Here is a 25230-nt window from a genome sequence, read left to right as displayed (position 1 = left end):
TTTAATGTCGAAATCGGAAGACTCGCCGATTCTTCAATTCTGATTTCCGCTTCTGCTCTCTGAGAGGCGGAGGCGGCAGCCGTGTTTTTTTTCAGCCCGGCGTTTAACTTTTAACAAAGGTTATAACCTAATCACAAATTGAGCTCATACAACAATTCAGTAAGAAAGAGGGATGACCATTGACGAAGTATATTTTTGTGACCGGTGGGGTTGTGTCATCACTGGGGAAAGGAATTACCGCTGCATCACTTGGCCGGCTTTTGAAAAATCGGGGGCTGAAAGTGACGATCCAAAAGTTCGATCCATATATAAACGTTGATCCCGGAACAATGAGCCCGTATCAGCATGGCGAGGTGTTTGTTACCGAGGATGGGGCGGAAACAGATCTTGACCTTGGACATTACGAGCGGTTCATCGATATTAATTTGAATAAATACAGCAATATTACAACAGGAAAAGTGTACTCAAGCGTCATCAAGAAGGAACGCCGTGGAGATTACCTTGGCGGAACGGTGCAAGTGATTCCGCATATTACCAACGAAATCAAGGAGCAGGTTTTTCGCGCGGGACAAGCGACGAAAGCGGATGTCGTCATTACGGAAATCGGTGGTACTGTCGGGGATATTGAGTCATTGCCGTTCTTGGAGGCCATACGGCAGATCAAGAGTGATATCGGGCGCGAACATGTCATGTATATCCATTGCACGCTTGTGCCTTATATTAAAGCTGCCGGTGAAGTCAAGACCAAGCCGACTCAGCACAGTGTGAAAGAATTGCGTTCCCTTGGGATCCAGCCTGACGTCATTGTATTGCGTTCGGAATTACCCATCAGTGAAAATATGAAAGAAAAAATTGCGTTATTTTGTGATACGGATAAGCAAGCCGTTATCGAGATGCTTGATGCCGAAACATTGTACCAGGTTCCGATTGCACTACAAAAACAAGAGCTTGACCAGCTGGCCTGTGATCACTTGGGGCTCAAATGTAACGAAGCAGACATGAGTGAGTGGGAACAGCTGATTGAAAGCGTCCGGAATTTATCCAATACGACGGTCATCGGGCTTGTCGGGAAATATGTGGAGCTTCCGGATGCATACTTGTCGGTTGCCGAAGCATTGAAGCATGCAGGATTTGCTTATGATACTGATATTAAAATTAAATGGATCAACTCGGAGAAACTGGATAATAACTCAATCGTAAATGAATTGGAAGACGTGGATGGGGTATTGATTCCGGGCGGTTTCGGCGATCGCGGCATTGATGGAAAAATCGAGGCCATCCGCTATGCCCGTGAAAATAAAAAGCCGTTTTTGGGTATTTGCCTTGGGATGCAGCTGGCAACGGTCGAGTTTGCCCGGAATGTGCTCGGCCTAGAAAATGCACATTCGGCAGAAATTGATCCCGATACCCCATATCCGATTATCGACTTATTGCCTGAGCAGAAAAATATTTCCGACTTAGGCGGGACATTACGGCTTGGCAGCTATCCGTGCAAACTGATGGAAGGCACGAAAACGAAACAGGCTTACGGTGAAGACGATCTGGTTTATGAACGTCATCGCCATCGCTATGAATTCAACAATAACTACCGGGATCAGCTGCGTGATAACGGTATGATTCTATCCGGAACAAGTCCTGACGACAGACTCGTTGAAATAATCGAAATTCCTGATCATCCGTGGTTTGTGGCATGTCAGTTCCATCCTGAATTCAAATCACGTCCAAACCGTCCGCAAGCACTGTTTCATGGATTTGTCGGAGCCGCCAGCCAAACACGTACCAATTGAACGTTATGAATCCCGAAAAAACCAAGTAACGCCCTTTGTTCCTCCACTTCCCTTCAAAAACCGGAAGTGGAGTATATTCTGGCATGCTGGATAGCGAAACTTCATTCAGTGGTGGCGCTTTTCCCCACTGAATGTTAGTTGAGCAGAATCGGACATTTACGGGTAGCTGATTTATCACTTATGCTTCCAAGTATTATTTCATATCTTGAAGTAGGGAGTCTCGCTTCTCATTTTAAAAAATAAATTTGTTTTTTATACAATATACCCCATAATATACCATATTTTAACATTAACGAATCGTCCAGATCGATTTCGTTCTTTAAAAAGAAGGATTTTGGAGAATTTTGTAGAATAGTAATAGTGCGTGTTCAAAAAGGAGGATAAAGTAAAACTTCATTCAGCGGAATGATTTTCTCCGCTGACTTTTTGAACAACCTCTAATAAGTGGCAAGCACATAGGAAATTATCTAATGGGGGTGGCCAAGCGTATGAGTAAAGAAATATTGGTGGTAGACGATCAGCCGGGAATTCGTTTGTTGCTGCAGGAAATTTTCATCGCCGAGGGATACAGTGTGACAACAGCGGAAACCGGAAAAGAAGCACTCGAATGGCTATATGCCCGTTCATTTGACTTGGTTATGCTTGATTATAAGTTACCGATTGTAGATGGTTCGGAGGTGTTAAGACAGCTGGAGCGCGATCAGGTTCTTGTCCCGGCAATTGTTATGAGTGGCATGGGGGATGATATCAGAAATGAGCTGAAACAATACAGCATTGTCAGGGAAGTGTTTGCCAAACCGTTTAATATCAAGGAAGTCAGCCGCTTTGTCAAAAGTATTTTGGATTGAATTTATCATATCATCATAGGAGAACAGTGCAGCTACAATATTTGCCTTGCTGATTTTTGGGCGTTGGGTGAGAGCAGGCCACCTGATTATTCAGCTTGCGACATGACGTTCTTGTTGGTATTCTTATACTGTAGTTATTTTTGTTGTGTTCGGGAAGGACATGAAGGTTTCTGTTGCCAGGCAATGGCCTGGTACTGATTCATGAATATAAAAAGTGAGGGGTTGGCGTATGAAGTTTTTCCTGGATTCTGCTAGTATTGATGAGATTCGTTCGGCAAATGAACTTGGTATTCTGGCAGGTGTCACAACGAATCCGAGCCTTGTTTCAAAAGAAGGCGTTTCGTTTCACGATCGGTTGAAGGAAATTACGGATGAAGTATCCGGATCTGTCAGTGCAGAAGTCATATCCGAAGATGCAGATGGTATGGTGAAAGAAGGAAAAGAACTGGCGGCCATTGCGCCGAATATTACGGTCAAAGTTCCCATGACGCTGGAAGGTCTGAAAGCCGTTAAAACCTTCAGTGATTTGAACATCAAAACAAACGTGACATTGATTTTCAATGCAAACCAGGCAATGCTGGCAGCTCGTGCCGGTGCTTCCTTTGTGTCACCGTTCCTTGGACGTCTGGACGACATCGGTCATGATGGCATGGACTTGATTGCCACGATTTCTGAAATTTTTGACCGTCATCATATTGGGACGGAGATCATTGCTGCGTCCATCAGACATCCATTGCATGTAACAGATGCCGCCATGAATGGTGCACATATTGCGACACTTCCATATAAAGTGCTCGGTCAGCTGGTGAAACACCCGCTGACTGATCAAGGGATTGAAAAATTCCTTGCTGATTGGAACAAGCAAACGTAAAACACGGAAAACGGAATAAATGCATAAAACTGGAAAAAATGTGTAAGATAAGAAAGAAAAGCGCAGGCAACTGATTAGTGATAGAACTGTACGACGTCTGGAAGCGGGGTGCTGCATTTGCAAAAGATATTGATTGAAGGCGGTCATTCATTAAAGGGCAAAGTACGGATTAACGGCGCAAAAAACAGCGCTGTTGCATTACTGCCTGCCGCACTTTTGGCTGATTCACACGTCACCATTGAAGGGCTGCCGAACATATCAGATGTTTATACACTTGGCGATTTGCTGGAGGAAATTGGCGGAAAAGTGAGCTGGGACGGGCAGACGGTACATATTGATCCCGAAAATATGGTATCAATGCCGCTTCCAAATGGAAAAGTCAAAAAGCTCAGGGCATCTTATTATTTCATGGGTGCCATGCTCGGCAAATTTAATCAGGCGGTTATCGGACTGCCGGGCGGCTGCCACTTGGGACCGCGGCCGATCGACCAGCATATTAAAGGTTTTGAAGCACTGGGAGCGGAAGTGACTAATGAACAAGGTGCTATCTATATTCGCGCCAAACAGCTCCATGGTGCCAGGATTTACCTTGATGTTGTCAGTGTTGGTGCAACAATCAATATTATGCTTGCTGCGGTTAAGGCAAAAGGGAAAACAATCATCGAAAATGCCGCAAAAGAGCCTGAAATCATTGATGTTGCAACACTTCTGACCAACATGGGGGCCAACATTAAGGGCGTCGGTACTGATGTGATACGGATAGAAGGTGTGCCTTCATTACACGGGTGCCAGCATACAATCATACCTGACCGTATTGAAGCCGGAACCTATGCCATTGCTTCTGCAGCACAAGGCAGCGAAGTGATCATTGACAATGTAATCCCGCAGCATTTGGAATCCGTACTGGCTAAACTGGAGGAAATGGATGTTACGGTTGAACAGAGCGATGAGCAATTGTATATCGCGCCGAAGCATCCGCTGAAAAGTGTGGATGTTAAGACACTGGTTTATCCAGGGTTCCCAACCGATCTGCAGCAGCCGTTTACAGCGTTATTAACCAAAGCTGTGAATACAGGCGTTGTAACGGACACGATCTATTCAGCCCGCCTAAAGCATATTGACGAATTAAGGCGGATGAATGCCATCATAAAAGTTGAAGGCGGATCAGTGATTGTTAACGGCCCTGTCCAGCTGGAAGGTGCCCGCGTGAAAGCCAGTGATTTACGTGCCGGTGCATCACTGATTATCGCCGGTCTGATGGCCAATGGCATTACCGAAATTACTGGAGTGGAACATATTGACCGGGGCTACGAAAAAATTACCGAAAAATTGAATAACCTCGGCGCTAATATATGGCGGGAAGAAATGAATGAAGAAGAGATAAAACAAATTCAGGATATGTAACAAAAGCGGAAATGACCGTTCACAAGGAGGACCGGCTTAATACGATACGTCTTGTGCCAACGTCGGAATGATTTACATCCTGCAGGCCTGAGGAGACTTCCGAAAACTTATACCCCTTCATATGTAAATCCTTTTGGGATGAGGATATTTTTTAAAAAAAGGAGAGGGGAAAATGGAAAGAAGTTTAACGATGGAAATCGTCCGCGTAACAGAGGCTGCAGCACAATCATCTGCACGCTGGATGGGGCGCGGTAAAAAGAACGAGGCAGATGACGCCGCAACATCAGCCATGCGTGCTGTTTTTGATACGATTCCGATGCAAGGGACAGTTGTCATCGGTGAAGGCGAAATAGATGAAGCGCCGATGCTTTACATTGGTGAAAAACTCGGTACAGGATCCGGGCCTGAAGTGGACGTGGCTGTCGATCCGCTCGAAGGCACCAATATCGTTGCACAAGGTACATGGAATGCACTGTCGGTGATTGCGATAGCTGATGGTGGTACATTGCTGCATGCGCCGGATATGTATATGAAAAAAATTGCAGTAGGCCCTGAAGCAGTCGGCAAGATTGATATCAATGCTTCAACACTTGAAAATTTAAAAGCGGTTGCTGAAGCTAAAAATAAAGCTGTTGAAGACCTGGTGGCGATTGTTCTGGATCGCCCGCGTCATGCATCGTTAATTGAAGAAATCCGCGCTGCCGGAGCTCGCATCAAATTAATCTCGGATGGGGATGTCGCTGCAGCCATGAACACGGCCTTCGACGACACAGGCGTAGATATTTTGCTGGGAATCGGCGGGGCGCCCGAGGGTGTCCTCAGTGCGGCTGCATTAAAATGCCTTGGCGGGGAAATCCAGGGTAAGCTTGTCCCATCCAATGATACTGAAGTTGAGCGCTGTCAGAGAATGGGTATAGATGATATGGAAAAAGTCTACTATATGGACGATTTTTGCAGTGGCGATGATGCGATCTTTGCCGCAACCGGTGTAACGGATGGCGAATTGCTGAGAGGTGTCCAATTCAAGGGTGTAAAAGCAACCACACAAACAGTCGTCATGCGTGCCAAAAGCGGCACCGTCCGGTTTATTGACGGTGACCACAGCCTAAAGAAAAAACCAAACCTTGTGATAAAGTGAAACTTCATTCAGTGGAGCGCTTTTCTCCACTGAATGTTAGTTGAACAGAATCGGACATTTAGGGACAGTTAGCCGCCGTTCTTTGGCGGATTACTGACCGTTAAACCGGGCCTTAATGAAAAAATCTTACAGGAAGCCAACTGTTTGATTGGCTTCCTGTAATTGTTTATAGATATCCATTCCGCAGCCAATCCATCCTTCAGACAAAAATGTTCAGGAATAGTATTGAATAATAAGCCATAAAAAGGTATGATGAAGATGTTTATGAATAGGAATACTTGGTAATGATGAATATTAACCGGAAAAACTTCCATTCTAGCTTCCTGAAAACTCTTCTATAGTTTCGTGCTAACCAAATAGAAAGAGAAAAATTCACTTTTTCATAATACAAAAATAAAAATGTGCGTCCAAAAAGGAGAATTAAAAGAACGGCCGGCTAAGTTCGGGAAGTCCCCGAAAAATGCACTTTTTCTTGATGTGATGTAACACTGCCGCAGTTTTCCTTGTTCTGCATTGGCGCCGGTACCAGCAGTCCTGTGAGTCAAAGTCCAGGGTGGCGCGAGTTCCCAATTAGCGGGATTCCACAGGATGTGGTGACGTCAATCATTCGCGATTGAGTGTCGGTATTTAGTCAAAGGTCCACGAATCAACATGTCATATTGCTGGACTTTTTAAACAACCTTTTAAAATGAATAGGTGTGGTGATTTAATGGCATCATTAACAATTTCCCATCTGGAGACATTAACGTTAAAAGAGATTTATGCTCTGGCCAGGGAATACAAAGTATCATATTATGCGAAACTGACAAAAAAAGAACTCATATTTGCTATATTAAAAGCACAAGCTGAAAAAGACGGCTTTTTATTCATGGATGGCATTTTGGAAATTATCCCATCGGAAGGATTCGGTTTTCTTCGTCCAATCAATTATTCCCCAAGTGCAGAAGACATCTACATTTCCGCATCACAAATCCGCCGTTTTGATTTGAGGAATGGTGACAAAGTATCCGGTAAAGTGCGTCCGCCGAAAGAAAACGAACGCTACTATGGTCTTTTGCATGTTGACGCGGTGAACGGGGAAGACCCGGAAACATCAAAAGAGCGCGTACACTTCCCGGCACTCACAGCACTGCATCCAGATCGTCTCATGCAACTTGAGACAGAGACCAAAAATTTGTCCACCCGGATTATTGACTTGATGACACCTGTCGGCTTTGGCCAGCGCGGCTTGATTGTTTCACCGCCAAAAGCAGGTAAAACCGTACTTTTGAAAGAAATTGCCAATAGCATATCAGTCAATCACCCGAATGCGAAACTAATCATTTTATTGGTGGACGAGCGTCCGGAAGAAGTTACCGACATTGAACGCTCAGTACATGAGGATGTGGATGTTGTGAGTTCAACATTTGATGAAGTTCCGGAAAACCATATCAAGGTATCGGAGCTTGTCCTGGAACGTGCGATGCGGTTGGTCGAACACAAACGTGATGTGATTGTCCTGATGGATAGCATCACCCGATTGACACGTGCCTATAACCTGGTCATCCCGCCAAGCGGCCGGACACTTTCCGGTGGTATCGATCCAGCTGCGTTTCACCGGCCAAAACGCTTTTTCGGTGCAGCCAGGAATATTGAAGAAGGCGGTAGTTTCACTGTCTTGGCGACATCGCTTGTGGATACAGGTTCGCGGATGGACGATGTTATTTATGAAGAATTTAAAGGGACAGGCAATATGGAATTGCAACTTGACCGCAGTCTTGCCGAACGCCGCATTTTCCCTTCTATCGACATTCTCAAATCCGGAACACGGAAAGAAGAATTGCTTGTTTCGAAAGGCCATCTGGATAAAATCTGGGCGATCCGCAAAACCATGCAGGACAACCATAATTTCCTTGACCGCTTCCTGAGACGGTTGCGTGCAACGAAAAATAACGACGAATTTTTCCAGCAAATGGACGACGAAATGAAGCGTAAAGGGACAAAATAATCACGCAATACGAAGGTAATGATTGACTATTGCAATCATAACGTGACGCTGTTATAATCTTTTTATGTGAGTTTAGATAAGGTTGAGACCTATAACGGCTCTTACAGTGCGTGTTCAAAAGGAAGGATAAATCGGACTTTTTGAACAACCACTTACAATAACTCTGTTTCCAAAGGACTCAGGGCAAAAAGGAGTGGAAAGACATGAAAAAAGACATTCATCCGGAATATAGAAAAGTGGTTTTCCTGGACACAAGCTCAGATTATAAATTCCTGAGTGGCTCAACACAAACATCCGAAGAAACAATTGAATGGGAAGATGGCAACACGTATCCGCTGATTCGTGTTGAAATCAGCTCGGCATCACACCCGTTCTACACAGGAAAACAAAAAGCCGATAAAGCCGGCGGCCGTGTAGACCGATTCAAGCGGAAATATAATATGAAGTAAAAACAGGGGCAACCATACCTCGTTTTATATGAAAAACAGGCAATCTGTCTATACGTTGCCTGTTTTTTCACTTTATCCCGCATGTAACGGTCAGTAAGCCGCCAAAGCACGGCGTCTGACTGTCCGTAAATGCCCGATTCGGTTCGGGCCTTTACAATGCAGGTCAAAAAGGCGTTGCAACACGACGTTTTGCTTTTAGTCTTTGTTCCCCTTCTTCATCGGGGAAAAAGCGCCCCGCTGAATGAAGTTTCACTTTATCAATATTTTGTCTGAAATAATGTCATACGGATAGTTACATAATAGAAATACAACCTTGAAGGGAGTCCCTGCACATGTACGTGATGAACCAAAGCGGATGGCTGGAAGTAATCTGCGGCAGCATGTTTTCTGGAAAATCTGAGGAGCTGATACGCCGTGTTCGCCGTGCAACATACGGCAATCTGTCGGTTCGTGTTTTTAAGCCGATAATTGATGACAGATATTCCGATGAGACTGTTGTTTCCCATAATGGCACGTCAATTATTGCACGCCCGGTCAAAAATTCAGCTGAAATCCTTAACAATCTCGATGAACATAAAATAGATGTTGTCGGGATTGATGAAGCTCAATTCTTTGATGACAACATTGTTTCAGTGGCCAATGAGCTTGCAGACAGAGGGATGCATGTCATCGCCGCGGGGCTTGATACTGACTTTCGCGGAGAACCATTCGGACCAATGCCGGATTTGATGGCACAAAGCGAATCCATTTCGAAATTAAACGCCATTTGCCCGATCTGCGGCTCACCTGCAAGCCGTACCCAACGTCTGATTGATGGCAGGCCTGCATCGTATGACGACCCGATCATCATGGTGGGCGCTTCCGAATCGTATGAGCCAAGATGCCGTCATCATCATGAAGTACCGACTGAACTACCCGCCACTTAACTGATTGGACATGCTCCAAATGCGACATCCACCATGACAGGGATGTGAACGCAGCCAGGAATATCAGAAAAAAATGATCAAACAAACCGCCGGGACAGTCGGAACAAAGCTGGAAAGAAGGACAGGTTTTCGATACGGTCACAACTTGTTTGCCGTACCATTCAGCTTTGCAGGTCAGCATTTCCTTGAATGTCGACCAGAAGACGTCACTGATTGCTTGCGCTAAACGATGATTTTAAGCATATGCCAACAGGACGTTGGTCATGCAGGCGTTGCCACAGGCCGTGGTGTTCTTAACCAGTGTACCTTATCATGATGAAACGGCCAAACTTGCTGATGCAGCGAGCCCCGAAGCCATGCCTAAAACCGAACGATTAATAAACGGTTCTTCCAGCATAACTTTGACCTCACATTCCGAGTATACTATAATTAGACTGTTAATCGAAAAGAGGTGACCGTTGTGTTAGAGCGATTGCAATCATTGGAAGACCGATATGATAAACTGAATGAACTGCTCAGCGATCCTGAGGTTATAAGTGATACAACTAAACTGCGCGAGTATTCCAAGGAGCAGTCTGATCTTGAAGAGGTCGTGCAGACTTACCGGACATATAAAGATGTGGAACAGCAATTAAAAGATACGAAGGAAATGCTTGAAGAAGAATCCGATGATGACATGCAGGAAATGGCAAAAGCTGAAATCGAGGAGCTTTCCGAAAAGGAGCAAGAGCTTGAGGAAAACTTAAAAATATTGCTTCTGCCAAAAGATCCGAACGATGATAAAAACGTGTTCATCGAAATCCGCGGTGCAGCGGGCGGTGACGAAGCAGCTTTATTTGCGGGTGATCTTTATCGTATGTACAGCAAATTTGCCGAAGCACAGGGTTGGAAAACCGATGTCATCGAGGCAACGTCAACCGGTGTTGGCGGGTATAAGGAAATAGTCTTCATGGTGAACGGTACCGGTGCTTACTCCAAATTGAAATACGAAAATGGCGCACACCGTGTACAGCGTGTCCCGGAGACGGAATCCGGCGGCCGTATCCATACGTCTACTGCGACAGTGGCAGTTTTGCCTGAAGCGGAAGAAGTGGAAGTCGATATCAATGAAAAAGACATCCGTGTGGACACATTCGCATCAAGCGGTCCCGGCGGTCAAAGTGTTAACACAACGATGTCCGCTGTAAGGCTGACACATGAGCCAACCGGAATTGTTGTGTCCTGTCAGGATGAAAAATCGCAAATCAAAAATAAGGAAAAAGCGATGAAAGTGCTGCGTGCGCGTATTTATGATAAATACCAGCAGGAAGCACAGGCGGCGTATGATGAAAACCGCAAATCCGCTGTGGGAACCGGTGACCGCTCGGAACGCATCCGCACCTACAATTTTCCGCAGAGCCGTGTAACCGACCACCGGATTGGCTTGACCATTCAAAAGCTTGACCAGGTGATGGAAGGAAAATTGGATGAATTCATCGATGCACTATTGCTGGAAGAACAAGCGAAGAAACTCGAACAAATTGGTGAGTAAAATGGAACACGAACCGAAACAACACGAAGTCCTGCGCCGGGCTTCGCTTTTTTTAGAAGAAAATAATCGTGAGCCAAAGGTGGCAGAATGGCTCCTGCAGCATTATCTTGGCGTTTCACGGTCAACATTATTCATGATGATGCGCGATTCCGTGCCTGAAAAGGTCTTAACGTCATTTTGGCAGGCGATTGAGCGACATGCGGAAACCGGTGTGCCGGTTGAGCACATTACCGGCTATGCCTCATTTTACGGCAGGGATTTTTATGTTAATGCACATACACTTATACCACGTCCTGAAACAGAGGAACTTGTTCAGCATATCATCCGGACAGTGCCACATGGGCCGATCACAATGGCGGATATCGGTACCGGGAGCGGGATTATCGCGATAACGCTGGCACTGGCAATTCCAGAGGCTCATGTTTACGCAACCGATATTTCGTCGGAAGCGCTTGACGTTGCCCGTGAAAATGCAGATCGATTCGGTGCAAACGTTACTTTTCTGGAGGGTGATTATTTGCAGCCGCTGATTGAGCAAAATATTCACGTTGATATGATTGTGTCCAACCCGCCGTATATCGCTCCTGAAGAAAAAACGCTGCTCTCTGATACGGTCAAAAATTTTGATCCAGAACGCGCACTTTTCGCGGACGACCAGGGCCTGGGCGCATATAAAGAAATCATCCACAACCTGCCGAACGTGATGAAACAAGAAGGTTATGTTTTTTTCGAAATCGGGCATCAGCAGGGACAGGCCATCAAATCCCTGCTGGAAAGTGCACCCGGGAAATGCGACGTAACCATTATCCAGGATATTAACGGAAAAGACCGCATTATCAGCGCGGCATGGGGCCAGGTTTTATGTCCCAAAAAATGACCTGGTTTAAAACGGGACGGAGCCTGATTCCATGTCCCAATAAATTAATAGATTAATAGTATGAAAAATACACCCCTCGTCCATAATGTTGGATAACAGATTGGAGAGGGGTTTTTTAGATGCGAAAGGTTACGATTTCAGCCATTATATTCATGATGATGATATTAATAATGTCAGTTCAAATAATGATTGGTGAAGCTGGATCAGGCAGCACCAAGTCCGATATCAAAGTGATTCCAGATGAAGCGATTCGTCTGCGCATTCTGGCTAACAGTGATAAGCAGGACGATCAGGCGCTGAAACGGAAGGTCCGTGATGAGGTGAATGCTGCCATCACTGAATGGGTTGAAGATTTGACCGACATTAATGATGCAAGAAAATTAATAGAGGCAAAGATCCCGGAAATCCATGATATTGCCGCAAGTGTTCTGGAAGCGGAGAATGAGCAGCAGGCCCTTGATGTTGAATATGGGAAAAAAGTCACTTTCCCAGCCAAGCTATACGGTTCATATCTGTACCCACCGGGTGAATATGAAGCCGTGCTGATCACCCTTGGGGATGGCCAGGGTGCCAATTGGTGGTGTGTCCTTTTCCCGCCGTTGTGTTTTCTGGATTTTTCAAACGGTACCAGTGTTGCTGAAGCGGAAGAAGGCCAATCAGATGAAGACCCCGATGAAGAACCCGAGGACGAAAAAGAAGAAGCCGAGGTAAAATTTTTCCTCTTTGAATGGTTTGATTAGGTCATAGATTTTCTAGTTTCTGCATAACGTACTAGAAAGGTTCATCAAGAGCAGCTTTTTGGACACGTATTGGGAAAAGCCTAAAATCATTGAGGTGAAAAAAATGGAACTAATCGCGGCGAATTATGCTTCAGAAGAAAAGCTGGAACGTTTTTTGGAAAACAACAAGGATGTCAAACGAGATATATTGCTGGAAAAGGGTTATGTTGTTGAGTTAAAAGGTCAGATCGAGGGATGTTTTGTCATCGATACGGTAGATGACGATATTTACTGGCTGAAACAGCTTTATGTGACAAAGAACGCAGCTGCGTCATTGCCGATTTTATTGGAATCAATACTCGCATTAGCCAAAGAAAAACAGGCAAAGCAACTATTTGTCCACAGCCATCAGCCAATGGTTGATGTTTTGCTTGAAGCACTGCAATTTTCCCCACAAAAGGAAAATGCGTTAGTGTCGGATTACCCTGACAATAACGGCAGTTGGTGGACCTATAACGTCTCATAACGCGTTTCAAAAGTTACGCACAGCGACTGTTGATAACTTGTTGAAAACAGTTGGATAACAGCAAAAATTATACACATCACTGTGGAAAACGTGCATTAGGATATAAATCGGCTGATAGACAGTTGTTGCCATCATAACAGGGCTGAAATGCTGTTGAAGCCCGTGTTTAATAGAAAAAGAAAAATATTATTGAAGCCGGGCGCTGGCCCCGTTTTCACCCTGTGGATAGCCTGTGGAAAACTTCCATCAGGCTTATTTTTTTGCGTAAAAAAACCTGTTCAGCTAGAATAAAGTGAAACTACATTCAACAGGGCGTTTTATCCCTGTTGAATGTTAGTTGAACCGAATCGGGCATTTATGGACAGTTATCCCCCCGTTTTTTTTGGGGGGTTACTGTCCATTACATGCGGGGAAAAGTGAAACTACATTCAGCGGAGCGGTTTTCTCCGCTGAAAAAGAGGAACAAAGGCTAAGTACTCGGGCGTCCTCGAAAAAGGAAAGACACTTTTCTTCGTGCGATGTATCGCTGTCGAAGCTTTCCTTGTCCTGTTGCAACGCCTTTGTGACCTGCCTCGTGCAGGCCCGAACTGAATCGTGCATTTAGGGTCAGTTAGCCGCCGTATATTGGCGGGTTATTGACCATTATATGCGGCGAAACGATAGAAATGAGGGACAGAGTGTGCAGACGAAACGATGGAACATGCAAAAGGAACAGCCCAATCATCAAGCGATTCAGGAAGCGGCTGAACTTCTGAAAAATGGCGAGACGGTGGCATTTCCGACTGAAACAGTTTACGGATTGGGGGCGAATGCAGCCGACAGTCGTGCAGTTTCAAAGATTTTCAAGGCAAAAGGCAGACCGGAAGACAATCCACTGATTGCCCATGTTGCAACAAAAGAGCAGCTGAGCAAACTGGTCAGCATATTGCCGGACATTGCCAAAACATTACTGGACACATTCACCCCAGGTCCGCTGACGGTTGTTTTGCCAAGTAACGGTGTATGTGCCAGTAATGTCACGGCGGGGTTATCCACAATTGGTGTACGAATTCCCGAACATCCGGTAGCCCAGGAATTGCTTAAAACATGCGAACTGCCGATTGCGGCCCCTAGTGCGAATATTTCCGGAAAGCCAAGTCCGACCACTGCTGATCATGTTTGGGCGGATTTGCAGGGAAAAATTGCCGGGCTTGTGGATGGCGGACCGACCGGTGTTGGGGTGGAATCAACGGTTGTTGATTGTTCACAGGATATACCGGTCGTTCTCAGACCGGGCGGCATCACGAAAGAACAGCTTGAGGAGGCAGTGGGCACTGTTATGGTTGATCCGGCGCTGGCGAACACGTCTGATAACCCAAAATCACCGGGTATGAAATATACACATTACGCGCCCGAAGTTCCTATGTGGCTGGTGGCGGGCATGCCCAAAAACATCCAGGTAATCATTGACAGGGAACGCGACAGCCAGAAACGGATTGGGGTTATGGCCAGCACGGAAACGGCCGATCAACTGCAGGCAGACCGTATTATTCCGCTCGGATCGGATCTGCGTGAAATTGCATCCAGGCTGTATGATGCATTGCGTATTTTTAAAAATGGTGATGTCGATTTGATTTTGTGTGAAACGTTTCCACAAACAGACATCGGACTGGCCGTCATGAATCGGCTTGAAAAAGCGGCCACTGCATATGTGGATCATTAATTTGGACTTGTGGATAACATGACCCTCTAACACGCGGGTGGATTGCTTGCATATTTCCCCCCGGACAGGCATATAATCTATTAGCATGTCCGAGGGGGGATTGCGGATGTCGGTTTATCACATAGGCGAAATTGTATCACTTGTGTTTATGGCAATTGCATTGGGAATGGATGCCTTTTCAGTCAGCCTTGGCCTGGGAATGCAGAAGATAAGGTTGAAACGGATTGCGTTTGTTGGCGCTGTTGTTGGTTTATTTCATATGATCATGCCGTTTATCGGTATTTTACTGGGACAAGCAATCTCCGCACAAATCGGGCAATATGCAATACTCACAGGAGGCTTGCTGCTTGTGGGAATTGGCGCACAAATGATCTTTTCTGCGTTTAACCATGAATTAAAACGTCTGGCCCAGCCGATCGGCGTTGGATTAATTTTTTTCGCGCTGAGTGTCAGCCTCGACAGCTTTTCAGTTGGCCTCAGTCTTGGGCTGTCACAAGTAAAAACAGCCATCGCCTTAATACTGTTTGGGGCAGCCAGCATGATGCTAACTTGGACAGGTATGATTTTAGCTCGCAAAATGCATGGCCTGCTCGGTGTTTACAGTGAAATTTTAGGCGGCAGCATCCTTTGCGGGTTTGGACTGAATATATTGTTTGGCTGATCAATGAAAGGAAACTCTCTGCGAATGGCGGAGGGTTTTTATCTGTCTGATAGCGGGTGGATATGCTTATCACCCACAAGCTGACTTCTGGAAAGAACCAAGAATTCAGCGTTTATCCACTTCTTTTTCCCCGATTTTTTTCTGACAACAATACCATTCTATGATATAGTTTGGATAGGATTTATCTTACAGGTAGTAGACGACCCACTGAAGAAGTTTCACTTTATCGGAGGTTCATCCAATGAAGATATTGTTTGTTTGTACTGGAAATACGTGTCGAAGCCCGATGGCGGAAGCATTATTAAAACATAAAGTACCTGAGGCTGAAGTGCAGTCGGCGGGAATTTATGCTGCCAAGGGTCAGCGGCCGAACGATTATGCGATTGAAGCGTTGCAACAACAGAGCGTTACCCTGGATTCAAGATCCCAGCCGGTGACGAGCAGGCTGCTGCAGTGGGCGGATTTGGTCCTGACGATGACAACACAGCACAAACAGTCGTTGATCCTCGAATATCCTGATTTTCAGGAAAAGTACTTCACACTAAAAGAATATGTTTCACATGCAGATAAAAAGATATGGCATGAACTGAAGCAGCAATATGCCGATTATGAAGAAAAACGGTCACAGTTCATTCACCGCAATAAGCACAAAATGAAACAACATCAGCTTGAAAAGGCACTCAGGCAATATTTGCAAGATGATTGGGAAAAGATCCAAAAACTTGAATCCAGTCTGATTAATTACGATATTTCGGATCCGTTTGGCGGTGACAGGGAAATATATCAGAAAACTTTAGGCGAATTGGAAAAACATATTAATGAATTGGCCAAAAAGCTGTATGACAAGTGATTGGTGTTATGTACCAAGATTGCGAAAATAATCGTCTTGAATGAAAAAGTGACAGCTTATGAAATGAATCAATCAAAGCAAGGGGAAGGTGAGCTGTGATGGGTTTGAAGCAGCGGGTCAGACATGATATGGAGGCTATTTCCAATGAATGGGTGGAAAGCGGACACTTGAATCCGGGAGACATATTTGTGGTCGGCTGCTCGACCAGCGAAGTCGCCGGGGAACGAATTGGTACGTCCGGCAGCGAAGAGATTGCCGCTGTCATATTTGAAGCATTATCAGCATTGCCATCAAAGTTAGGAATTGCGATCGCTTTTCAGTGCTGTGAACATCTGAACCGCGCGCTGGTTGTGGAAAAGGAAACGATGCTGCGGCACAGTCTTGAAGACGTTTCAGCCATCCCGGTACCTCGTGCAGGCGGCTCGATGGCGTCTTATGCCTATAAACATATGAAAAATCCTGTTGTAGTTGAAACAATCCGGGCAGACAGTGGCATCGATATCGGCGAAACGATGATTGGTATGCATTTGAAACCGGTTGCCGTACCATTGAGGTTTGAACAGCGGATGATCGGAAATGCACGGGTCACTGCCGCACGCACCCGCCCGAAATTAATCGGCGGAAAACGCGCTGTATATGATCGTCGAGATGCGGGTTACGATGCATATTAAAGAGTGCTGCAGGATGCTGGGCTAAGGCTCGTGCGGCTTTGGTTGATATCGTAAAAAATTGGTTGATAAAGCGGATAATTGGTTGATATCTCGGAATTTTGGTTGATAAAACGAATACTCGGTTGATATTTAAAAAATTCGGTTGATAAATCGTATATTTGGTTGATATCGCACAAAATTTGGTTGATAAATCATATTTTCGGTTGATATCACAAAATCCAATCAATCATGGCAAAATCTATAACAAACTCAAGGGGGAACAACATATGGATCATGTAAAGCAAACGGATCATGAAGTGTATGAAGCAATGCAGGCAGAAAAAACACGCCAGCAGGAAAAAATTGAACTGATTGCATCTGAAAATTTTGTATCCGAAGCAGTTATGGAAGCAATGGGATCGGTACTGACGAACAAATACGCAGAAGGTTACCCGGGCAAACGCTACTACGGGGGCTGTGAGCATGTGGATGTTGTGGAAAATCTGGCACGTGACCGGGCGAAGGAACTGTTCGGTGCAGATCATGCCAACGTTCAGCCGCATTCCGGAGCACAGGCGAACATGGCGGTGTATTTTTCCATACTGGAACAGGGTGATACCATTCTTGGCATGAATCTCAACCATGGCGGCCATTTGACACACGGCAGCCCTGTGAATTTCAGCGGGAAAATGTATCATGTTGTTGATTACGGTGTCGACGAGGAAACTGAGAAGCTTGACTATGATGCCGTACTCGAACGAGCAAAGGAAGTTCAGCCAAAATTGATTGTTGCCGGTGCGAGCGCATACTCACGTAAAATTGATTTTGCCAAATTTCGTGAAATTGCCGATCAGGTCGGTGCGTATTTGCTCGTGGACATGGCGCACATTGCCGGGCTAGTTGCAGCCGGACTCCATCAGAATCCGGTGGAATATGCTGATTTCGTAACGACCACAACGCATAAAACACTGCGCGGACCACGCGGCGGTATGATTTTATGCAAAGAGGAATATGCGAAAAAGATTGATAAAAACGTGTTTCCTGGCATGCAAGGCGGACCGCTCATGCACATCATTGCTGCCAAAGCCGTTTCCTTCAAGGAAGCCCTGTCTGATGATTTCAAGACCTACGCAAAACAAATCATCCAAAACGCAAAAGCACTGAGTGATGCTTTGATTCAAGAAGGTGTTCGTGTCGTATCAGACGGGACCGATAATCATTTGCTGCTTTTAGATGTAACGCCACTCAATCTTACCGGAAAAGTGGGTGAAAAAGCGCTCGATGATATCGGGATCACCGCAAATAAAAATACAATCCCGTTTGATAACGAGAGCCCGTTTGTGACGAGCGGCATCCGCATGGGCACAGCAGCCGTGACAACGCGTGGTTTTAAGGAAGCGGAGATGAAAGAAATCGCTTCAATCATAGCATCCGTTTTGAAAAATCATGAAGACGAAAACGTTTTGCGTGAAGCCGAAGCCCGTGTTAAAACGTTGACCGGCAAATTTCCATTATACGTATAAGTTGAAGGATGTTCCTTTGGGGAGCGTCCTTTTTTCTGTGGATTTGTGTGAGAAGGGGCGGGATTCAAAATATCGCGCGGAACCTGGTGAAATTCGCGCGATGGCGGACCGAATTCGCGCGACAAAGAGCTAAAATCGTGCGAGTCCTACGTTATTTCGCGCGGCGCAGTCCTGAATTCGCGCGACAGTACCAAAATATCGCGCGGTTCCCGGTAAAATTCGCCGACAGCAAAGCGGATACTGCGTTCAATGGATTTAATTTTTGGTGCACCAAAAATTACCACTATAAAAAATAATTACGCTGATCAATTCTTTACAGGAGGGGACAAACCCTGACCCTTTGTCCCGAAACGCTATAAAAGCTTCACTTGAAAGCCAGGCCATTTTTCAGTACAATTTTAAAGATGCCACTAATGAGAAGGAGTGATCAGTCAAAATGGGAAAAGTGCACGTGCTTGATCATCCGTTAATTCAACACAAATTGACGTACATACGCGATAAACATACGGGTACAAAGGAATTTCGCGAACTTGTTGACGAGGTTGCGATGCTGATGGCCTTTGAAATTACCCGTAACCTGCCTGTAAAGGAAAAAACAATTGAAACACCGGTAATGGAGGCAGAAGCCCAAGTTCTTGCAGGCAAAAAGATCGGGCTGATTCCAATTCTTCGTGCCGGACTTGGCATGGTTGACGGTATGCTGAAACTGATTCCCGCAGCTCGTGTCGGACATGTCGGTTTATACCGTGATCCGGAAACATTAAAGCCGCATGAGTATTACATCAAGCTTCCTTCTGACATAGAAGAACGTGAACTGATCGTCATCGACCCCATGCTGGCAACAGGCGGTTCCGCCAATGATGCGATCCATTCCCTGAAAAAACGCGGGGCAAAACAAATTCGGCTGATGTGTCTTGTCGCCGCTCCAGAGGGTGTTGAGGTCATTCAGAACGAACACCCTGATGTCGATATTTTCCTGGCCGCACTCGATGAGAAATTAAATGACCACGGCTATATCATACCAGGACTCGGTGATGCCGGTGATCGGTTGTATGGCACGAAATAATGCTTGGGGTGAGCGGTAATGAATAACCCCATTAAAGTCATGACCATATTCGGAACAAGACCTGAAGCAATCAAAATGGCGCCGCTCGTTCTCGAGTTGAAAAAACGACCTGAAGAATTTGAGCCGATTGTAACGGTAACAGCACAGCATCGTGAAATGCTTGATCAGGTGCTGGAAATTTTCGGTATCACACCTGATTTTGATTTGAACATCATGAAAAAGAAGCAATCATTGGCGCAAATTACGACACGAGCGCTGGAAGGCCTTGATGAGGTCATGAAAGAGACAAAACCGGATATTGTGCTGGTGCATGGTGATACGACAACAACGTTCGCAGCGTCACTGGCTGCCTACTACAATCAGATTGCGGTGGGTCATGTAGAGGCAGGCCTGCGCACATGGGACAAATACTCACCATACCCAGAAGAAATGAATCGCCAATTGACAGGTGTTATGGCTGATTTGCATTTTGCGCCAACTGATAAATCAAAACAGAACCTGCTCGATGAAAACAAGCCGTCCGACCGTATTGTAGTGACTGGAAATACAGCGATTGACGCATTGAAAACAACTGTTGATGCTGCTTATGCCAGTCCGATTATGAATGAAATGGGTGACAGACGGCTGGTACTTGTGACAGCACATCGACGGGAAAACCTTGGCAGCAATATGAAGCAAATGTTCCGCGCCATTAAACGGCTTGTCGATACCCACCATGATATCCAGGTTCTTTACCCGGTGCACTTGAATCCAGTTGTCCAGCAGACCGCCAACGACATTTTAGGTGATGACGACCGCATCAAATTGATTGAGCCGCTTGGTGTTGTTGACTTCCATAACTTCGCAGCCAAATCGCACTTGATTATGACTGACTCAGGCGGTGTACAGGAAGAAGCACCATCTCTGGGTGTGCCGGTTCTTGTTCTGCGTGATACGACCGAGCGCCCGGAAGGTATCGAAGCAGGCACCTTGAAATTAGCCGGTACAGATGAAGACAATATTTTTAATCTAGCCGACGAATTGTTGAGCGACGATGCAGCCCATGAAAAAATGGCAAAAGCATCCAATCCGTATGGTGATGGCGAGGCTTCGGGCAGAATTGCCGATGCGATTGTGGCATATTTTAATAAGCAGGAACAAGAAGGATCCGGTGGATGACCCACTGTATCCTTCTTGTTTGGTTGGATAGCCCTGTTAATAATATAAGATCGAAACATGGACATGAGGGGTTGCATCATGGGCGGGAGAATCGAAACATGAGCGCGAGAGCCGCAACATGGGCACAAGGAACCGAACCATGGGCGCGAAATCCAAAACATGGGGCGAAAACCGATACATGGGTGCAAGGACCGTCACGGACTCGAGCACGGTAAACATGAGAGCACGAACCCAGCACACTGAAACATCACACCAGTAACCAAATCTTCCCCCGAACAGTTCAATGCTACTGGAGATAATTTTTTACCACATTCCCGGTCCGCTTAAATGTATGTTTTTCCATCTCTTTTCAAATCCTAATAAATAATATACCAACTGCAAAAAAGGAGAACCCGCCATGTTCCGATTCCTCTTCATTTTCATATTTACTTTCACTGTTTTGTCTCCCACTGCCAGTGCGATGGACGACCAGACGAAAGAATCGGTCATCATTGAAGTCGACGGTAATCCCGACGAGCATAAGACATTCCTTAACACGTACTATCCTTATATCGAAGTGGTTCATATATATGACACGTTATTCAATGGTTTGGCACTTAAAGCAGAACCGGATCGCTTTGACAAGATAGAATCACTCGAGTTCATTAAAGCAGTTCACCCGGTTTCAACATATGAAACGCAGTCCCAGTCACTGAAACAAACTGACAATAGCGTTATCCCCTCAGCGCTCAATAAGACGTCCTATACAGGTAAAGGCGTTCAGGTTGCAGTGATTGATACGGGGATCGACTATGAGCACCCTGATCTTGCCAAAAATTACGCAGGCGGCTATGATCTGGTTGACTTGGATGATGATCCGATGGAGACCACTGCCTCAGAAGGGATTCCGACACAGCATGGCACACATGTTGCGGGCATTATTGCAGCGGACGGCGAACTGAAAGGGGTTGCACCTGATGCATCCATTTATGCTTATCGTGCCCTTGGTCCCGGTGGCATGGGGACATCTGTCCAGGTGATTGCAGCATTGGAGCAGGCAGTTGATGACGGGGCGGATATCATCAATCTTTCCCTTGGGAACACAGTCAATGGGCCGGATTTTCCGACAAGTGCTGCCGTGAACCGCGCGACGGGCCTTGGTGTGCCTGTCGTCATCGCAAATGGCAATGACGGACCGGAAAACTGGACAATCGGGTCCCCGGCGACGGCCGCAAATGCGCTTTCCGTTGGCGCGGTATCCGATCCGCAATCCGTCCCATATTTATTGGAACCGTTAAGTGACAAAAAAATTCCGCTGACCGGGATGAATGGATCTGTACCGTGGGACCTGGGAAAAAGCTATGACGTGGCTGTTTTTAACGGGCAGAATGTTCGGGGAAAAATCGCCCTGATGGAGCGTGGTGAAACGCCTTTTACCGAGCTGGCCAAACAGGCACAGGATGCTGGTGCGGTCGCTGCAGTCATTTATAACAATGAACCGGGGAAGTTCCAGGGGATGATTTCGGATGCTGACGCCAATATACAGATTCCTGTTGCATCGATTTCGAAACAGGATGGTGAATGGCTTATCCAAAACATCGGCAGCAAAACGCGCTACATGGATACAAAGGATGAAACAACGAAACAAACCATAGCCGATTTCAGTTCACGCGGCCCGGTTACCGTGAACTGGGATTTGAAGCCTGAAGTGAGTGCACCAGGCACCAATATTTTGAGTACTGTCCCAGACGGCTATCAGGAACTTCAAGGCACGAGCATGGCCGCACCACATGTCACCGGCGTGATGGCACTTCTCATGGAAGCGCATCCCAACTGGACGACTGAACAGCTTGAAGGTGCGTTAAAAACAACAGCAAAACGTGTCAGAAACGAACAGGGTGAACCGTTTGCCCCGATCATTCAGGGGATGGGAGAAATTCGGCCGGAAAAAGCGATCAGCACCGGGACGATTATTGATTACCCACTGTTGGCATTTGGTAAAATCGATGCGAATAACGAGACGAAAACAGTTGACATCACCATCGAAAACCAATCAGAAGGGCAGCAGACTTATAATTTTTCAGTCCCGGCCAAACAAAAAGGATTGACCTGGGATTTACCGTTGACCTTTACGTTGGATGAAGGGGAAACAAAAAAGCTTCCAATCAAATTGACGATCAACAGCTCACAAGTTACCGAAGGGCTGCATCAGGGATGGCTGACATTGAACCAGGATGAGGAGCAGTACCAGCTGCCGTATCTTTTTGTCAATAAAACGGCAGACTACCCGAAAGCAATGGGATTTGACTTTTCGTTGAAGCCATTTTCCGATGATGTGTACGCTTATCAGCTTTACTTAGCCGAGCCAGCAGAACGTGTTGAGATAATGTTGTACAACCCGGATACACTTGTTTTTGAACGGACACTCGTGCAAATGGAGGACGTTCAGGTTGGCTTAAATGAAGGTCAGCTGGAACAATCAGATCTCGGCAAATCAGGCCAATATCTGGCTGTCATCAACGTCAAACTTGCTAACGGGGAAATGGCCAGCTATCAGACAAGTGTTCATATCCCCTGAATGGAAAAACCTCATCCAACGGAACGATTGTCTCCACTGAAGGAGGGGAACAAAGGCCAAGAACCAAGACGTCGTGTTATCAAGAATGTCCGTCCTATATCGAGCAGAATCGGCATTTGCAGAAAGTTAGCCGCTGTTTTTAAGGAATTTTACAGCCCGTTAAGGTGGGAAAAATCATCGGGGCATATCGACAAACAATTTGTTCACAAAATCTTCATAGAATTGGGAGGGTATCTTCCTATATAATAAGAAATCAGGAGGCTGAAATACGCGTCGAACGGTACGTATGATGCAGTGAGATACTGGCAGCCATTGGTATTTTATTTCATTATCATACTGATTGACATTGGGATATGGCTAATGTAAACTAGCTTAGTGTGGAATGGTAAGGGTTTCATGTCCTCGCGGTGTCGGGACGTAACCTTACATAATTATAGGATGTTAATTCCGCATCAGCTGTGATTTGCCTCACTTCTGTTACAAAGGCTCATTCCCGCAAAGTGAGCTGATACAGGGGACGATTATCATGCTCGGAGTTTGGGAGAAGAGTCATATCATGTCGTATTATGGAAAGATGGTTAATAGACAACGCAAGTGGATGTTCTACATTCTCGCTGTATTCGTCCTTGGAGCAGGTTTTACACCATACCCAAGAGTTTTCCTCGGACTGCTTTTGGGCAGTGCTGCAAGCTTTTACAACCTTTGGCTGTTGCAGCACAAAATTAATGCGTTTGCTGAATCAGCGGAAAAGAATCAGCGGGCAAGGGGCCTCGGAACGCTTTCCAGGATGGCAGCAGCCGTTTTGGTCGTTCTGATTGCACTCCGCTATGATGATTATTTCGACATGATTTTTGTTATCATTGGATTAATGACATCCTATCTGGTCATTATGATAGATTTTTTTATGTCTAAATCTAAAGAATAGTGCTAGGAAGAGGGGTGAAGCAAAGTGGATCATGAAGCACCGATTGTGCATGACGTGTTCGGGATATCATGGCTTGATTTCAACTTATCGAATGTGTTAATGATAGCCGTTGCATCATTAATTGTATTTATCATTGGTGTTGTTGGAAGTCGTCGATTACAAATGAAACCGACAGGGATGCAAAATTTCATGGAGTGGCTAATTGACTTTGTAAAAGGTATGATTAACGACACGATGGACTGGAAAACAGGAAAGGTGTTTCTGCCTCTGGGACTGACATTGATTACTTACATATTTGTGAGTAACATCCTCGGTGTCGCAACCATTGGGGTTGTTGGACATGACTTGTGGTGGAAATCACCAACTGCTGATGCCGGTCTTACATTAACACTTGCCGCGATGGTTATTATTTTAACCCATTTTTACAGTATAAAAGTAAAAGGGGTTAAAGAATATGGTAAGGATTATTTCCGTCCATTGCCGTTTCTATTCCCATTAAATATCATCGAGGAGTTCACCAATACGTTGACATTAGGTTTGCGTCTATTTGGAAACATCTATGCTGGTGAAATCTTACTGGGCTTAATCGTATCGATGGCAACATCTGGCTCTGCTTTTGCCTTTATTTTCTCAGGCATACCACTGATGGCATGGCAAGCATTCAGTTTATTCATTGGAGCCATACAAGCCTTTATCTTCACTATTTTAACAATGGTATATCTGTCTCAAAAAGTGAGCACAGACCATTAATGAAATAATAGAACAGCTTTATTTATAAAAGGAGGAAATTACAATGGGAGCTTTAGCAGCAGCAATTGCAATTGGATTAGCCGCTTTAGGAGCGGGTTTGGGTAACGGTATGATTGTCAGCCGTACAGTAGAAGGAATTGCACGTCAACCGGAGTTGCGTGGTGCACTTCAAACGACAATGTTTATCGGTGTAGCGTTGGTTGAGGCGATTCCGATTTTCGCAGTTGTTATCGCATTTATGGTTGTGTAATGAAGCATTAACATATCGCGTTATGGCGAGGTTCGGTATGCCCGGATTATCGCCATTCCTTTATGTTCCGGCTCA

General features: G+C 45.6%; 23 protein-coding genes and 2 pseudogenes. 24 read left to right on the top strand and 1 reads right to left on the bottom strand.

The genetic code is table 11. The features are described 5' to 3' along the window. The first annotated feature begins 179 nt into the window (after window positions 1-179). The 9 genes and pseudogenes from VK080_RS13035 to VK080_RS16075 form a co-directional block, all read left to right on the top strand. Window positions 180-1787, top strand: coding sequence for a CTP synthase (locus tag VK080_RS13035; RefSeq protein WP_324225203.1), 1608 nt, complete (start codon window positions 180-182; stop codon window positions 1785-1787). Window positions 1788-2275: 488 nt separating this feature from the next. Beyond that, the gene (locus tag VK080_RS13030) at window positions 2276-2635 is read left to right on the top strand and encodes a response regulator (RefSeq protein WP_324225202.1); all 360 of its coding nucleotides are present in this window, start codon (window positions 2276-2278) and stop codon (window positions 2633-2635) included. Window positions 2636-2864: 229 nt separating this feature from the next. Beyond that, entirely contained in the window at window positions 2865-3506 is a 642-nt protein-coding gene (fsa, locus tag VK080_RS13025) for a fructose-6-phosphate aldolase (protein WP_324225201.1), read from the top strand. A gap of 117 nt (window positions 3507-3623) precedes the next feature. Then, complete coding sequence (locus VK080_RS13020; protein WP_324225200.1) at window positions 3624-4910, top strand: UDP-N-acetylglucosamine 1-carboxyvinyltransferase; 1287 nt, start codon at window positions 3624-3626, stop codon at window positions 4908-4910. 172 nt (window positions 4911-5082) lie between these two features. Beyond that, entirely contained in the window at window positions 5083-6048 is a 966-nt protein-coding gene (gene glpX, locus VK080_RS13015; protein WP_324225199.1) for a class II fructose-bisphosphatase, read from the top strand. Between the two features lie 709 nt (window positions 6049-6757). Continuing rightward, window positions 6758-8035, top strand: a complete 1278-nt coding sequence (gene rho / locus VK080_RS13010; protein ID WP_324225198.1) for a transcription termination factor Rho — start codon at window positions 6758-6760, stop codon at window positions 8033-8035. A 203-nt stretch (window positions 8036-8238) separates the two neighbouring features. After that, on the top strand, window positions 8239-8484 hold the full coding sequence (locus tag VK080_RS13005) for a type B 50S ribosomal protein L31 (protein ID WP_324225197.1): 246 nt from the start codon (window positions 8239-8241) through the stop codon (window positions 8482-8484). A 332-nt stretch (window positions 8485-8816) separates the two neighbouring features. After that, window positions 8817-9410 carry a thymidine kinase gene (locus VK080_RS13000; protein WP_324225196.1) on the top strand — a complete coding sequence of 198 codons (594 nt, stop codon included), beginning with the start codon at window positions 8817-8819 and terminating at the stop codon, window positions 9408-9410. Between the two features lie 5 nt (window positions 9411-9415). Then, window positions 9416-9487: pseudogene (locus tag VK080_RS16075) on the top strand (zinc ribbon domain-containing protein); the annotation flags it as partial. 26 nt (window positions 9488-9513) lie between these two features. Here VK080_RS16075 and VK080_RS16120 read toward each other — a convergent pair. After that, window positions 9514-9624, bottom strand: a pseudogene (locus tag VK080_RS16120) (zinc ribbon domain-containing protein); the annotation flags it as partial. Between the two features lie 246 nt (window positions 9625-9870). Here VK080_RS16120 and prfA point away from each other — a divergent pair. The 15 genes from prfA (at window position 9871) to atpE (ending at window position 25155) form a co-directional block, all read left to right on the top strand. Next, window positions 9871-10941, top strand: a complete 1071-nt coding sequence (prfA, locus tag VK080_RS12990; RefSeq protein WP_324225195.1) for a peptide chain release factor 1 — start codon at window positions 9871-9873, stop codon at window positions 10939-10941. Between the two features lies 1 nt (window position 10942). Continuing rightward, on the top strand, window positions 10943-11818 hold the full coding sequence (gene prmC, locus VK080_RS12985; protein WP_324225194.1) for a peptide chain release factor N(5)-glutamine methyltransferase: 876 nt from the start codon (window positions 10943-10945) through the stop codon (window positions 11816-11818). Window positions 11819-11937: 119 nt separating this feature from the next. Continuing rightward, entirely contained in the window at window positions 11938-12558 is a 621-nt protein-coding gene (gene spoIIR / locus VK080_RS12980; protein ID WP_324225193.1) for a stage II sporulation protein R, read from the top strand. A gap of 58 nt (window positions 12559-12616) precedes the next feature. After that, on the top strand, window positions 12617-13063 hold the full coding sequence (locus VK080_RS12975; RefSeq protein ID WP_324225192.1) for a hypothetical protein: 447 nt from the start codon (window positions 12617-12619) through the stop codon (window positions 13061-13063). A 679-nt stretch (window positions 13064-13742) separates the two neighbouring features. Beyond that, window positions 13743-14765 carry an L-threonylcarbamoyladenylate synthase gene (locus VK080_RS12970; protein WP_324225191.1) on the top strand — a complete coding sequence of 341 codons (1023 nt, stop codon included), beginning with the start codon at window positions 13743-13745 and terminating at the stop codon, window positions 14763-14765. 106 nt (window positions 14766-14871) lie between these two features. Then, window positions 14872-15426, top strand: a complete 555-nt coding sequence (locus VK080_RS12965) for a manganese efflux pump MntP family protein (protein WP_324225190.1) — start codon at window positions 14872-14874, stop codon at window positions 15424-15426. Window positions 15427-15667: 241 nt separating this feature from the next. Continuing rightward, window positions 15668-16276, top strand: a complete 609-nt coding sequence (locus VK080_RS12960) for a low molecular weight protein arginine phosphatase (RefSeq protein ID WP_324225189.1) — start codon at window positions 15668-15670, stop codon at window positions 16274-16276. A gap of 98 nt (window positions 16277-16374) precedes the next feature. Further along, the gene (locus VK080_RS12955; RefSeq protein WP_324225212.1) at window positions 16375-16947 is read left to right on the top strand and encodes a TIGR01440 family protein; all 573 of its coding nucleotides are present in this window, start codon (window positions 16375-16377) and stop codon (window positions 16945-16947) included. A 266-nt stretch (window positions 16948-17213) separates the two neighbouring features. Then, window positions 17214-18449: a serine hydroxymethyltransferase gene (gene glyA / locus VK080_RS12950; protein WP_324225188.1), complete on the top strand. Its 1236-nt coding sequence runs from the start codon at window positions 17214-17216 to the stop codon at window positions 18447-18449. A 436-nt stretch (window positions 18450-18885) separates the two neighbouring features. Then, window positions 18886-19515 (top strand): uracil phosphoribosyltransferase, encoded by a 630-nt coding sequence (upp, locus tag VK080_RS12945; protein ID WP_324225187.1) that lies wholly within the window; start codon window positions 18886-18888, stop codon window positions 19513-19515. An 18-nt stretch (window positions 19516-19533) separates the two neighbouring features. After that, complete coding sequence (wecB, locus tag VK080_RS12940; protein ID WP_324225186.1) at window positions 19534-20673, top strand: non-hydrolyzing UDP-N-acetylglucosamine 2-epimerase; 1140 nt, start codon at window positions 19534-19536, stop codon at window positions 20671-20673. Between the two features lie 397 nt (window positions 20674-21070). Next, complete coding sequence (locus VK080_RS12935) at window positions 21071-23230, top strand: S8 family serine peptidase (RefSeq protein ID WP_324225185.1); 2160 nt, start codon at window positions 21071-21073, stop codon at window positions 23228-23230. A 556-nt stretch (window positions 23231-23786) separates the two neighbouring features. Beyond that, window positions 23787-24155 carry an ATP synthase subunit I gene (locus VK080_RS12930; protein ID WP_324225211.1) on the top strand — a complete coding sequence of 123 codons (369 nt, stop codon included), beginning with the start codon at window positions 23787-23789 and terminating at the stop codon, window positions 24153-24155. Between the two features lie 24 nt (window positions 24156-24179). Further along, window positions 24180-24905: a F0F1 ATP synthase subunit A gene (gene atpB / locus VK080_RS12925; RefSeq protein WP_324225184.1), complete on the top strand. Its 726-nt coding sequence runs from the start codon at window positions 24180-24182 to the stop codon at window positions 24903-24905. Window positions 24906-24948: 43 nt separating this feature from the next. Continuing rightward, window positions 24949-25155 carry a F0F1 ATP synthase subunit C gene (atpE, locus tag VK080_RS12920; RefSeq protein WP_324225183.1) on the top strand — a complete coding sequence of 69 codons (207 nt, stop codon included), beginning with the start codon at window positions 24949-24951 and terminating at the stop codon, window positions 25153-25155. The last annotated feature ends 75 nt before the right edge of the window (window positions 25156-25230 follow it).

This window comes from Lentibacillus sp. (genome assembly GCF_035301925.1).
Classification (GTDB): Bacteria; Bacillota; Bacilli; order Bacillales; family Amphibacillaceae; genus Lentibacillus.
This window is presented reverse-complemented; position numbering and strand designations above follow the sequence as displayed.

What these genes read in the sequence shown, in the direction of transcription:
- VK080_RS13030 (WP_324225202.1), top strand. Translation starts at nt 2,276, where the DNA reads ATGAGTAAAGAAATATTGGTGGTAGACGATCAGCCGGGAATTCGTTTG.
- fsa (WP_324225201.1), top strand. Translation starts at nt 2,865, where the DNA reads ATGAAGTTTTTCCTGGATTCTGCTAGTATTGATGAGATTCGTTCGGCA.
- glpX (WP_324225199.1), top strand. Translation starts at nt 5,083, where the DNA reads ATGGAAAGAAGTTTAACGATGGAAATCGTCCGCGTAACAGAGGCTGCA.
- rho (WP_324225198.1), top strand. Translation starts at nt 6,758, where the DNA reads ATGGCATCATTAACAATTTCCCATCTGGAGACATTAACGTTAAAAGAG.
- VK080_RS13005 (WP_324225197.1), top strand. Translation starts at nt 8,239, where the DNA reads ATGAAAAAAGACATTCATCCGGAATATAGAAAAGTGGTTTTCCTGGAC.
- VK080_RS13000 (WP_324225196.1), top strand. Translation starts at nt 8,817, where the DNA reads ATGTACGTGATGAACCAAAGCGGATGGCTGGAAGTAATCTGCGGCAGC.
- prmC (WP_324225194.1), top strand. Translation starts at nt 10,943, where the DNA reads ATGGAACACGAACCGAAACAACACGAAGTCCTGCGCCGGGCTTCGCTT.
- spoIIR (WP_324225193.1), top strand. Translation starts at nt 11,938, where the DNA reads ATGCGAAAGGTTACGATTTCAGCCATTATATTCATGATGATGATATTA.
- VK080_RS12965 (WP_324225190.1), top strand. Translation starts at nt 14,872, where the DNA reads ATGTCGGTTTATCACATAGGCGAAATTGTATCACTTGTGTTTATGGCA.
- VK080_RS12960 (WP_324225189.1), top strand. Translation starts at nt 15,668, where the DNA reads ATGAAGATATTGTTTGTTTGTACTGGAAATACGTGTCGAAGCCCGATG.
- VK080_RS12955 (WP_324225212.1), top strand. Translation starts at nt 16,375, where the DNA reads ATGGGTTTGAAGCAGCGGGTCAGACATGATATGGAGGCTATTTCCAAT.
- glyA (WP_324225188.1), top strand. Translation starts at nt 17,214, where the DNA reads ATGGATCATGTAAAGCAAACGGATCATGAAGTGTATGAAGCAATGCAG.
- upp (WP_324225187.1), top strand. Translation starts at nt 18,886, where the DNA reads ATGGGAAAAGTGCACGTGCTTGATCATCCGTTAATTCAACACAAATTG.
- wecB (WP_324225186.1), top strand. Translation starts at nt 19,534, where the DNA reads ATGAATAACCCCATTAAAGTCATGACCATATTCGGAACAAGACCTGAA.
- VK080_RS12935 (WP_324225185.1), top strand. Translation starts at nt 21,071, where the DNA reads ATGTTCCGATTCCTCTTCATTTTCATATTTACTTTCACTGTTTTGTCT.
- VK080_RS12930 (WP_324225211.1), top strand. Translation starts at nt 23,787, where the DNA reads ATGTCGTATTATGGAAAGATGGTTAATAGACAACGCAAGTGGATGTTC.
- atpE (WP_324225183.1), top strand. Translation starts at nt 24,949, where the DNA reads ATGGGAGCTTTAGCAGCAGCAATTGCAATTGGATTAGCCGCTTTAGGA.